An 11,386-nucleotide genomic window follows, 5' to 3' on the forward strand; every position below is an offset into this window, starting at 1 on the left:
CCCGCTCCGACAGGTCGGCGGTGGCGAGATCCCTCACCTCGGACGGTAGGCTGGCCTCTCCGCGCACCCCGTGCGCCGGACCCCGCGCGCCCCGCGCCGGGGAGCCATCGACCCCCGACACCGCGAAGGACATCCCGTGCTGCGCACCCACACCGCCGGTGAGCTCCGCCAGGAGCACATCGGACAGACCGTCACCCTCACCGGCTGGATCGGCCGTCGCCGTGACCACGGCGGCGTGACGTTCCTCGATCTGCGCGACGCCGCGGGCGTCACCCAGGTCGTCGTGCGCGAGGACGAGGCGATGCACCTGCGCAGCGAGTACGTGCTGAAGGTGACCGGCTCCGTCGACCGCCGCCCCGAGGGCAACGAGAACCCGCAGCTGCCCACCGGCGAGATCGAAGTCACCGCGACCGAGGTCGAGGTGCTCAGCACCTCCGCGCCGCTGCCCTTCCAGCTCGACGAGCACAGCGAGGTGGGTGAGGAGACCCGCCTGCGCTACCGCTACCTCGACCTGCGCCGGCAGGGCCCGGCCGCCGCGATGCGCCTGCGCTCCGAGGTCAACCGCGCCGCGCGCGACACCCTCCTGGACCAGGGCTTCGTCGAGGTCGAGACCCCGACCCTGACCCGCTCCACCCCCGAGGGCGCCCGTGACTTCCTGGTCCCCGCGCGCCTCGCGCCCGGCTCCTGGTACGCGCTGCCGCAGTCCCCGCAGCTGTTCAAGCAGCTGCTCATGGTGGGCGGCATCGAGAAGTACTTCCAGCTCGCCCGCTGCTACCGCGACGAGGACTTCCGCGCCGACCGCCAGCCCGAGTTCACCCAGCTCGACGTCGAGATGAGCTTCGTGGACCAGGAGGACGTGATCGCGCTGGCCGAGCAGATCCTCTCCGCCGTCTGGGCGAAGGCCGGCCACGAGATCTCCGGCCCCTTCCCGCGCATCACCTACGCAGAGTCGATGCGCCGCTACGGCTCGGACAAGCCCGACCTGCGCTTCGACCTCGAGCTGGTCGAGATGACCGAGTACTTCGCGGACACGCCCTTCCGCGTGTTCCAGGCCCCCTACGTCGGCGCGGTCGTCATGGCCGGCGGCGCCTCCCAGCCCCGTCGCCAGCTCGACGCCTGGCAGGAGTGGGCCAAGCAGCGCGGCGCGAAGGGGCTCGCCTACGTGCTGGTCCAGGAGGACGGGACCCTCACCGGCCCCGTCTCCAAGAACATCTCCGAGCAGGAGAAGGCAGGTCTGCTCGAGAAGACCGGCGCGGCCCCCGGCGACTGCGTCTTCTTCGCCGCCGGCGAGCCGAAGAGCTCCCGTGCCCTGCTCGGCGCGGCCCGGAACGAGATCGCCGAGAAGCTCGGGCTCATCGACGAGGACGCCTTCGCCTTCGTGTGGGTCGTCGACGCGCCGATGTTCGAGCCCGCCGCGGACGCCCGCGCGGCCGGTGACGTCGCCGTGGGCGGCGGCGCCTGGACCGCGGTCCACCACGCCTTCACCTCGCCGAAGCCCGAGTTCCTCGACACCTTCGACACGGACCCCGGCTCCGCGCTCGCCTACGCCTACGACATCGTCTGCAACGGCAACGAGATCGGCGGCGGCTCGATCCGCATCCACTCCCAGGACGTGCAGCAGCGCGTCTTCGAGGTGATGGGGATCGGCGCCGAGGAGGCGCAGGAGAAGTTCGGCTTCCTTCTGGACGCCTTCCAGTTCGGCGCCCCGCCGCACGGTGGCATCGCCTTCGGCTGGGACCGGATCGTGGCGCTGCTGGCCGGGGAGGAGTCGATCCGCGAGGTCATCGCCTTCCCCAAGACCGGCAACGGCTACGACCCCCTGACCGCGGCCCCCGCCCCGATCACGCCGCAGCAGCGCAAGGAGGCGGGCGTCGACGCGAAGCCCGCCGCGAAGGACGCGCCGCAGGGCGAGACGGGCACCGCCTCCCCGAAGGCCTGAGCCCTCTGCACACGAGAACGGCCGACGCGAGTGATCGCGTCGGCCGTTCTCGTGGTCCCGGGGAGTCGCTCAGCGAGGCGCCTCGCCGTGCTTGATCTGCGGCTTCGGCAGGCGGAAGCGGCGGATCTGGATCGCTCGCATGATCCCGTAGCCGACCAGGCCCTGGCCCACCGAGCCGAAGCGCTCGGTGAGCTTCGCGCGCAGGGAGCGGCGCAGGACGAGGCTGTCGATCACGCACAGCGCGATGCCGCCCCACAGCACGACGATCATGCCCGTGCTCATCGCGGTGGTGATCTCCGGACGGATCAGAGGCAGCACCAGCGCCACCAGCATGAACACCAGCGCGATCGGGAAGAAGTACTCGGCGACGTTGCGGCGCGAGTCCACGACGTCGCGCACGTAGCGGCGCTCGGGGCCGCGGTGCTGCGCCGGCATCTTCCGCTCGTCGCCGGTCACCAGCGCCTGCTGCGCCTCCATGCGCTCCTGGGAGGCGCGCTCGCGATCGCGCTTCCGCGCCTCCTTGCGGTCGTCGACGACCAGCGGACGGCGGCGCGCCGCCTCGGCCTCCTTGCGGGTGCGCGTGGGGCGACCCTTGGTGCCGGGGCGGGAGGGGGCCGAGGACTGCTCGACGGGATGCGGGGGCTCGGACTTGCGGAAGATCACCGGGGCATTCTAGGCGACGGGGACGGGAGCCGCCTGGGACCCCTGCGAGGGCCTGCCCCGTGCTCGGGTCCGTCGCCCGGCCGCGGCGGTACCGTGAGGGCCATGAGCCTGAACGAAGACCCCGTCTCGCCCACCGCCGACGCCGCCTCCCCGGAGGAGGTTAAGGCGCTGCGCGAGCGTCTGGATCCCCTGCTCCCCGCCGCGATCGAGGATCTGAAGGATCTGGTGCGGATCCCGTCGATCGCCTTCGAGGGCTACGACCAGGAGCCCGTGCGCCGCAGCGCCGAGGCCGTCGCCGAGCTGCTGCGCGGCGCCGGCATGCAGCAGGTGGACATCGAGTCCGTCGCGGGCGGGAGCCCCGCGGTCATCGGACGCAGCCCGGCCGCCCCGGGTCGCCCGACGGTGCTGCTCTACGCGCACCACGACGTGCAGCCCACCGGCGAGGTCTCCGACTGGAGCAGCGACCCCTTCGAGCCCGTCGAGCGCGACGGCCGCCTCTACGGGCGCGGCGCGGCCGACGACAAGGCCGGCATCATGGCCCACGTCACCGCGCTGCGCCTGGTGGGCGAGGAGCTCGCGGCCGACGGCATCGGCGTGAGCGTCTTCGTCGAGGGCGAGGAGGAGGCGGGCTCCCCGACGTTCCGTCCCTTCATCGAGGCGCACCGCGACGCCCTCGCGGCGGACCTCATCATCGTCGCGGACTCCGCGAACTGGGCGGTGGGCACCCCGGCCCTGACCACGAGCCTGCGCGGCCTGGTCGACCTCGTGGTCGAGGTGCGGGCCCTGGACCACGCCGTCCACTCCGGCCTCTTCGGCGGCCCCGTGCTCGACGCCCTCACCCAGCTCAGCCGCCTGCTCGCCACCCTGCACGACGAGGACGGCACGGTCGCCGTCGAAGGGCTGCGCCGCGCCGAGGACCCGAGCGTCGAGATGGACGAGGCAGGCTTCCGCCGCGACGCCGGCGTCGTCGAGGGGGCCGAGCTCTCCGGCGAGGGGCCGCTGACCGCGCGACTGTGGACCCGTCCGGCGCTGTCGGTGATCGGCATCGACGCCCCCTCCGTGCGCGACGCGTCGAACACTCTCGTGCCCGTCGCCCGCGCGAAGGTGTCGCTGCGGATCCCGCCGGGCGAGGACCCCGAGCGCGCCATGGAGGCGCTGACCGCCCACCTAGAGTCCCACGCCCCGTCCACGGCGAAGGTCACGATCCACCGTGGAGAGCTGGGCCGCCCCTTCAGCGCCGCGCAGAGCTCGGCCGCGATGGACCTCGCCCGCCGCTCCTTCGCACGAGCCTGGGACACCGAGGCGGTGGACACCGGGCTCGGCGGCTCCATCCCGTTCATCGCCGACCTGCTCGAGGTCTTCCCGCAGGCCGAGGTGCTCGTCACGGGGGTCGAGGACCCCGAGTCCCGTGCGCACGGCATCGACGAGTCCCTCCACCTCGGGGAGTTCGCGAAGGTCTGCCTGGCCGAGGCCCTGCTGCTGCGCGGCGCCGGCGCGCTCGCGGAGAGCACCTCGCAGATCCGCGACGGGGACGGGGCATGAGCGGCCAGGGACCGGGCCGCCAGGGCGCCGGGGCCAGCCGGGGGAGCGGGCAGCAGCCCGCGCCGGTCTCCCCGCTGATGATCCCGCTGCTGGTGCTGGGCCTCGCGATCGGCTTCCTCTCCGGCTACTTCCTGCTGTGGTGGGGCGCGCTCGTGGTCCTCGGCGTGATCGTCGCGGCCGTCTCGCTCGTGCTCAGGGGCCGCAGCCGGGACGGCGCCACGGGCGCGATCGCCGGCGTGCTCCTCGGGTACGCGGGCGTGATCCTGGTGGCGCTCTTCCGCGGCGCGCTGTGACAGCGGCCGGGAGGGGGAGCGGCTCCGCGCCCGCCGGCCGCGGCGCCAGGGGCCGTTCCCGTCGGCCGGTGCACGGACGTGAGGCGGCTCGCCGCCGACGGTCCTCCCCGTTCCCGGCGGCCGAGGCGTATCCTGGACGGAATCGAGCTTCGAGGAGGACCGCATGACCACGACCACCACCGAGCGCCCCGCCGCGGCGCACGGCGTCACCCTCACGTCCGGCGCCGCACAGAAGGTCACGAGCCTGCTGGAGCAGGAGGGCCGTGACGACCTCCGCCTGAGGATCGCGGTGCAGCCCGGCGGCTGCTCCGGGCTGATCTACCAGCTCTACTTCGACGAGCGCCTGATGGACGACGACCAGGTCGTCGACTTCGAGGGCGTCGAGGTGATCGTCGACAAGATGAGCAGCCCCTACCTCAGCGGTGCCGTCATCGACTTCTCCGACACCATCGAGAAGCAGGGCTTCACGATCGACAACCCCAACGCGGGCAGCTCCTGCGCCTGCGGCGACTCCTTCTCCTGAGTCCCGCCCCGCCGAGCCGAAGGGCCCGGGCCGCGTCCTCGCGACGTGGCCAGGGCCCTTCGGCATGCGCCGCGCGCCCGGTGACCGCGCCCTCCCGGGGCGCTGCGGATGTGACCGTCGCGACGTGCAGATCACGGACCGGTCACGGCGCCGCGAAAGGGGAGGTCCACGGTGAGTCGAAGTGCCCGCACCACCCGTCGGACGCCGTATGATGACGAGGTGCCGTCAAGTGACGGGCCTTCCCGGGTCCGCCACGGCTCGCTCCTCAGGGGCGGGCGCGGCACTGTGGGTGTGTTCAGCCCACGTCAGTACCAGCTCCGCGCCGCGGAGCCGCCCCGGAACCTCCCTCCGGGACGGCGACGAGGGCAGGAGACGACGAGCGGAAGGTCATCCCCTGTGATCCCCCAGGTCCCCAAGCGCGCGCGGCGCGGCCGCCGCGCAGCGGCAGCCGGCCTCGCCCTGGCCACACTGGTCCTCGCCGGTTGCACCCAGGCGCAGCAGCGCGGGTTCCTCCCCGGCCCCGACGACGGCCAGGAGGTCACCAACCAGACCGAGAGGATCACGAACCTCTGGGTCGGCTCCTGGTCCGTGCTGATCCTCGTCGGCCTCATCATCTGGGGCCTGACCATCTGGTGCGCGGTGGCCTACCGCCGCCGGAAGAACGACAAGGGCTTCCCGATCCAGCTGCGCTACCACGTGCCGCTCGAGCTGATGTTCACCCTCGTGCCCGTGGTGATGGTGCTGACGCTCTTCTACTTCACCCAGCGAGATACGCGCGAGGTGGAGATGCACGTCGCCGAGCCTGATGTGACCGTCAACGTCGTCGCCAAGCAGTGGAGCTGGGACTTCAACTACGTCGACGACAACGTCCACGAGCCCGCTGGGGTGCAGTCCTTCGCCACCGGCGAACCGGGCGCCGAGGAGTCGCTGCCCGTGCTGTGGGTGCCCGTCGACCAGACCGTCGAGTTCCGCCTCGACTCGCGCGACGTCATCCACTCGTTCTGGGTCGTGGACTTCCTGTACAAGAAGGACATGATCCCGGGGCGCACCACGAGCTTCCAGGTCACGCCGACACGCATCGGCGAGTACTCCGGCAAGTGCGCCGAGCTGTGCGGCGAGTACCATTCGGACATGCTCTTCACGCTGAAGGTCGTGTCCCAGGAGGACTACGACGCGCACATGGAGGAGCTGCGCCAGCAGGGCAATGAGGGCCAGCTCGGCGTGGACCTCAACCGCAACGAGGAGGAGTGGAGCATGCGCGAGAAGGTTGACGACGCCGGTCCTCGCTACACCGAGGAGACGGCGACCCGCGGCAACGAGGGAGACGACCAGTGAGCACCGACGTCACCGCCTCGCCGAGCACCACGGCGCCCGCGCGGTTCCAGGAGGAGCGCCCCACCAACCTGGGGAGCCAGTTCTTCAAGCTCCTGACCACCACCGATCACAAGCTGATCGGCATGATGTACATGGGCATGGCGTTCGCGTTCTTCGCGTTCGGCGGCCTGCTCGCGCTCGGCATCCGCGCCGAGCTGTGGGAGCCTGGGCTGCAGGTCGTGGTCTCCAAGGACCAGTACAACCAGCTGTTCACCATGCACGGCACGATCATGCTGCTGATGTTCGGCACGCCGCTGTTCAACGGCTTCGCGAACTACCTCGTGCCGCTCCAGATCGGCGCCGTGGACATGGCCTTCCCGCGGCTGAACATGTTCGCCTTCTGGATCACGCTGTTCGGCTCGCTCATCGTGGTGGCCGGCTTCCTCACCCCGCAGGGCGCCGCGTCCTTCGGGTGGTTCGCCTACGCGCCGCTGTCGGACACGACGTTCTCGCCCGGCCTGGGCGGTGACCTGTGGGTCTTCGGCTTGGCGTTGCAGGGCTTCGGCACGATCCTGGGCGCGGTCAACTTCATCACCACGATCATCTGCATGCGCATGCCCGGCATGACCATGTTCCGCATGCCGATCTTCACCTGGAACGCCCTGATCACCGGTGTGCTGGTGCTCATGGCCTTCCCTACGCTCGCCTCGGCCCTGCTGGCGCTCGGCGCCGACCGCCGCTTCGACGCGAACATCTTCGACCCCGCCAACGGCGGTCCGATCCTGTGGCAGCACCTGTTCTGGTTCTTCGGCCACCCCGAGGTGTACATCCTCGCACTGCCCTTCTTCGGCATCGCCTCGGAGATCATCCCGGTGTTCTCGCGCAAGCCGATCTTCGGCTACAAGACCCTGGTGGGCGCGACGATCTCGATCGCGGCGCTGTCGGTGACCGTGTGGGCGCACCACATGTACACCACCGGCGCAGTCATGCTGGACTTCTTCGCCTTCATGACGATGCTCATCGCCGTGCCCACGGGCGTGAAGTTCTTCAACTGGATCGGCACGATGTGGAGGGGGTCGCTGACCTTCGAGACGCCGATGCTGTTCACGCTCGGCTTCCTCACCACCTTCATCTTCGGCGGCCTGACCGGCGTCATCCTGTCCTCGCCGGTGCTCGACTTCCCCCTCTCAGACACCTATTTCGTGGTCGCCCACTTCCACTACGTGATGGCCGGCACCGTGGTCTTCGAGATGTTCGCGGGCTTCTACTTCTGGTGGCCCAAGATGTTCGGCTACAAGCTCAGCGAGGGCATCGGCAAGCTCCACTTCTGGCTGCTGACCATCGGCTTCCACATGACCTTCCTGATCCAGCACTGGCTGGGCGTGGCCGGCGCACCGCGTCGGTACGTGAACTACCTCGCCGAGGACGGCTTCGACTGGATGAACCAGATCTCGACCGTCGGCGCGTTCATCATGGGCGTCTCCACCCTGCCCTTCCTCCTCAACGTGGTCCTGACCCACCTGAAGGGGAAGAAGGTCGAGGTCGACGATCCGTGGGGCTACGGCGCCTCGCTCGAGTGGGCGACGTCCTGCCCGCCGCCGCGCCACAACTTCCACTCGCTGCCCCGCGTGCGCTCCGAGCGCCCTGCCTTCGACCTCCACCACCCCGAGGTCGCGCTGCAGGACCACATGCTCGCGGAGGAGCCCGCCAAGAACCCGAGGACGAACTGACATGAGAGCAACCGCAAAGATCTTCTGGATCCTGGGCGCCTTCTTCCTGGCCGTCACGATTGCCTACGGACTGCTTACCGGTACCTTCGATCCGCTAGGCGTTGAGACGGTTGGCTTCCCTGTGATGGTTGCTCTTACGGGCTTGGCGTTCATGATCGGGATGGCTATGAGCCTCGCGGTGCGCAAGAACGACCTGGGCCCTTCAGAGGACATGTATGGCGAGGTCGAGGCGGACGCCGGTGTGCAGGGCAGCTTCAGCCCTTACAGCTGGGCGCCGCTGTGGGCTGCGGTCGGAGCGGGTCTCTGCTTCCTTGGCGTCGCCGCCGGCTGGTGGATCTTCGCCTTCGGCGTCATCTTCGCGATCTACGGCATCCTTCTCTGGGTGCTCGAGTTCTCGCGGGGCCAGCATGCCCACTGACTGCTTTTCGGGGTACTTTCACTGATAGGTGACATCTGTTTTGGCTTCCCTGTTGGATCGCTTGGAGGGGTTTGCACTACGCCCGCTCCCTGCCCGGTAGAGCTCCACGCACATCTCGTGCGGGTGGCCCGTTCCGGTAAGGACGGAGTCAAGATCGCGACGAAGGGGACTGGTGCACGTGGGTGGCACATCATCTGTGGCGCTGAGCAGCATCGCAGGGAAGGATGTACATCATGCCTGCGCCCTATCTCCAGGAGTTCCGTGACAAGGTCCTGCGCGTCGGGAAGAATCGTGAACCTGGCTAGAAGCTTTCTCAGATCCCTCACGACTTCGGGATCCCCGAGTTTTGCCTGACGAACTGGGTGCGCCAGGCCGATGTCGAGGATAGAAACCGTTCGGGGAGGACTCGGGAAGAGTCGAGCGAACTGCGCGACCTTCGTCGTTGGAACCGGTAGCTCGAGCAGCAGAACGAGATCCTCCGCCACGTCGCGGCCTACCTCTCCCAGGCGAACCTGCCGGGAATAGGTTCTGCCTGCTCGTGAGCGAGCTTCGCTGGCGACGGGATTCCTGTCGCGGTGCCCCTTCGGGCCCTGAAGGGCTCTCGCCGACCCTACTACCGCTGGCGGAATCAGCAGGTCACCGAGGCTGAGCTGGTCGAGGCCTACCGCGCCAACGCCCTGTTCAACGAGCACCCCGACGATCGGACCTTCGGCTATCGACCTCTGGCGGACGAGGCTGCGGTCGCCGGGGAGGTGATGTGTCGGCGGACCGTGTGGCGGATTTGCCGGGACAACCAGTGGTTCTTGGCCTTCGGGAAGAAGCGGGGCTAGAGCGGCAGTCGCCCTGACCGCCCCACGATGGCCTCGTCCAACGCGATATCGCCGCCGATGATGTCAGGGAACTATGGATGACTGACATCACGGAACACTCGACCAACGAGGGCAAACTCTACCTCTGCGCAGTCAAGGACGTGTTCTCCGGCCGGAGCGTTGGCTACTCGATCAGCGACCGGATGAAGGTCCGCCTCGTGATGAACACCCAACGTCACATCCCACCGTGGAGATGTTGCTGTGTGTACCGTACATTCGGACCGCGGGAGCCAGTTCCGGCTACTGGAGTTCGGGCATGCTCCGAACCGTCATCACCTCATCGGATCGATGGGGAAAAGTTGGTGTTGCCGGGGGCAACGCCGCAATGGAATCCTTTTTCGCACTCCTCTGGAAGGACGCCCTGCACCGCAAGCGGTGGCGGACCCGGGAAGAGCTGCGGATCGCGATCATCACTTGGAGCGAGCGGACCTACCACCGCCGTCGCCGACAGGCCCGCCTGGGCCGATTTCCCCGTTACCTTCCTCGTAGCCCCGATCGGAGGCAGGATCGGGGTGGCTGGCCTGTCGGGCCCGGCATGGTTCTTGCCTCCAGTCGTTGATGATCCGGGGGGTGTTGCCACCGGGACCCGATAGGCGCCAGAGGATCGCTGATAGGGACCAGGCCAAGCGGCGCAACAACGCCGACCCGGCCGTTCGTAACGTGGATGCCGAGCTCTGGAGCCGCAGGACAGACCGGCCGATCTCCGCCCGCCCAGCATCGGAGGAACTCATGTTCCCAGGCCACGACAGTGTTGACGTGTTCATCGGCATCGACGTCGGGAAGACGGCTCACCACGCCGTCGCGATCGACCGCGCCGGCAAGAAGCTCTTGGACCGGCCACTGCCACAGGACGAAGCGAAACTCCGCGCCCTTATCCAGAAGGTCTCCGGCTACGGCCAGGTCCTCGTGGTCGTCGACCAGCCCGCCACGATCGGTGCGCTGCCACTGGCGGTCGCTTAGGACATGGGCGTGATGGTCGGATACCTCCCGGGCCTGGCCATGCGTCGCATCGCCGATCTCCATCCGGGCGAGGCCAAGACCGATGCCCGTGACGCGGCGATCATCGCTGAGGCCGCCCGCACCATGCCTCACACTCTGCGCTCGATCGTCCTGGCCGACGAACAGGCTGCGGAGCTGAGCATGCTCTGCGGTTTCGACGACGACCTCGTCAAGCAGATCACTGCGACCTCGAACCGGATCCGGGGGCTGCTCACCCAGATCCATCCCGCGCTCGAACGGGTCATCGGCCCACGTCTCGAGCATCCCGCGATGCCCGCCCTGCTCGAGCGATACCCCGGCCCCGCCGCGATCCGGAAGGCCGGAAAGAGCCGAGTGGCGGTACTGCTGCGCAAGCACGCGCCCCGCAAGGGCGAGGCCTGGGCCGACGCGATCTTCGAGGCCTTGGGCGAGCAGACCGTGACCGTTGCCGGCACCGACGCAGCCGGGATCGTGCTGCGCCAGCTCGCGACCCAGCTCGCCCAGTTGCGAACCGCCCGCAGCGAGATCTTCGAACAGGTCGAGGCACTGGTGGAGGCCCACCCTCTTCACGACCTCCTGACGTCCATGCCGGCGGTCGGCGTCAGGACCGCTGCCCGAATCATCACCGAGGTGGTCGGGAAGCACTTCGAGACCGCAGGGCACCTCGCCTCCTACGCTGGCCTCACTCCCGTGACCTGGAGATCCGGCACCTCGATCCGCGGCGACCACCCTTCGAGGAAGGGCAACAAGATCCTCAAACGAGCCCTGTTCCTCTCCGCATTCGCGTCGCTTAAGGACCCAGTCTCCCGCGACTACTACGACCGCAAGATCGCCCAGCACAAGAAGCACAACCAAGCACTCATCGCCCTCGCAAGGAGACGTTGCGACGTCCTGTTCGCCATGCTGCGCGACGGCACCTTCTACTCAGCCCCCACCCCCGAACTCACCACCGCCGCCTGACCCAGCCCCTTGACGAAAACCATAGGGACACCCGTTACCTTGTGAGCACCCCGATGGACGGGGTCTGGTCGCTCGGCCGGGTATGGCTATGTTGCCCTGCCATCAATGGTCCGGGGGGGTGTTGCCGCCCGGTCGAGAGACACGCGTTGACCGCTGA

General features: G+C 68.8%; 8 protein-coding genes and 2 pseudogenes. 9 read left to right on the forward strand and 1 reads right to left on the reverse strand.

Annotated elements, in window-relative coordinates; translation table 11 throughout:
* The first annotated feature begins 136 nt into the window (after nucleotides 1-136).
* Nucleotides 137-1,939, forward strand: coding sequence for an aspartate--tRNA ligase (aspS, locus tag DS079_RS16155; protein WP_126988809.1), 1,803 nt, complete (start codon nucleotides 137-139; stop codon nucleotides 1,937-1,939).
* Nucleotides 1,940-2,008: 69 nt separating this feature from the next.
* Here the strand turns inward: aspS and DS079_RS16160 are convergent, their stop codons facing one another.
* Nucleotides 2,009-2,602, reverse strand: coding sequence for a DUF3043 domain-containing protein (locus DS079_RS16160; protein ID WP_126988810.1), 594 nt, complete (start codon nucleotides 2,600-2,602; stop codon nucleotides 2,009-2,011).
* A 102-nt stretch (nucleotides 2,603-2,704) separates the two neighbouring features.
* Here DS079_RS16160 and DS079_RS16165 point away from each other — a divergent pair, with 102 nt between their 5' ends.
* The 8 genes and pseudogenes from DS079_RS16165 (at nucleotide 2,705) to DS079_RS16200 (ending at nucleotide 11,229) form a co-directional block, all read left to right on the forward strand.
* Nucleotides 2,705-4,144 (forward strand): dipeptidase, encoded by a 1,440-nt coding sequence (locus DS079_RS16165; RefSeq protein WP_126988811.1) that lies wholly within the window; start codon nucleotides 2,705-2,707, stop codon nucleotides 4,142-4,144.
* Nucleotides 4,141-4,437 carry a hypothetical protein gene (locus DS079_RS16170; RefSeq protein WP_241237698.1) on the forward strand — a complete coding sequence of 99 codons (297 nt, stop codon included), beginning with the start codon at nucleotides 4,141-4,143 and terminating at the stop codon, nucleotides 4,435-4,437. Before DS079_RS16165 ends, DS079_RS16170 begins: the two co-directional genes overlap by 4 nt.
* A 163-nt stretch (nucleotides 4,438-4,600) precedes the next feature.
* On the forward strand, nucleotides 4,601-4,960 hold the full coding sequence (erpA, locus tag DS079_RS16175) for an iron-sulfur cluster insertion protein ErpA (protein ID WP_053917775.1): 360 nt from the start codon (nucleotides 4,601-4,603) through the stop codon (nucleotides 4,958-4,960).
* 396 nt (nucleotides 4,961-5,356) lie between these two features.
* Nucleotides 5,357-6,295 (forward strand): aa3-type cytochrome oxidase subunit II, encoded by a 939-nt coding sequence (gene ctaC / locus DS079_RS16180; protein WP_010552352.1) that lies wholly within the window; start codon nucleotides 5,357-5,359, stop codon nucleotides 6,293-6,295.
* Nucleotides 6,292-8,004 carry an aa3-type cytochrome oxidase subunit I gene (gene ctaD, locus DS079_RS16185; RefSeq protein ID WP_010552351.1) on the forward strand — a complete coding sequence of 571 codons (1,713 nt, stop codon included), beginning with the start codon at nucleotides 6,292-6,294 and terminating at the stop codon, nucleotides 8,002-8,004. Before ctaC ends, ctaD begins: the two co-directional genes overlap by 4 nt.
* A gap of 1 nt (nucleotide 8,005) precedes the next feature.
* Nucleotides 8,006-8,422, forward strand: a complete 417-nt coding sequence (gene ctaF / locus DS079_RS16190) for an aa3-type cytochrome oxidase subunit IV (protein WP_010552350.1) — start codon at nucleotides 8,006-8,008, stop codon at nucleotides 8,420-8,422.
* Between the two features lie 233 nt (nucleotides 8,423-8,655).
* A pseudogene (locus tag DS079_RS17760) lies at nucleotides 8,656-9,850 on the forward strand (IS3 family transposase).
* A 170-nt stretch (nucleotides 9,851-10,020) separates the two neighbouring features.
* Nucleotides 10,021-11,229: pseudogene (locus DS079_RS16200) on the forward strand (IS110 family RNA-guided transposase).
* Nucleotides 11,230-11,386: the final 157 nt, after the last annotated feature.

The organism is Brachybacterium paraconglomeratum (assembly GCF_003994255.1).
Lineage (GTDB): Bacteria > Actinomycetota > Actinomycetes > Actinomycetales > Dermabacteraceae > Brachybacterium > Brachybacterium conglomeratum.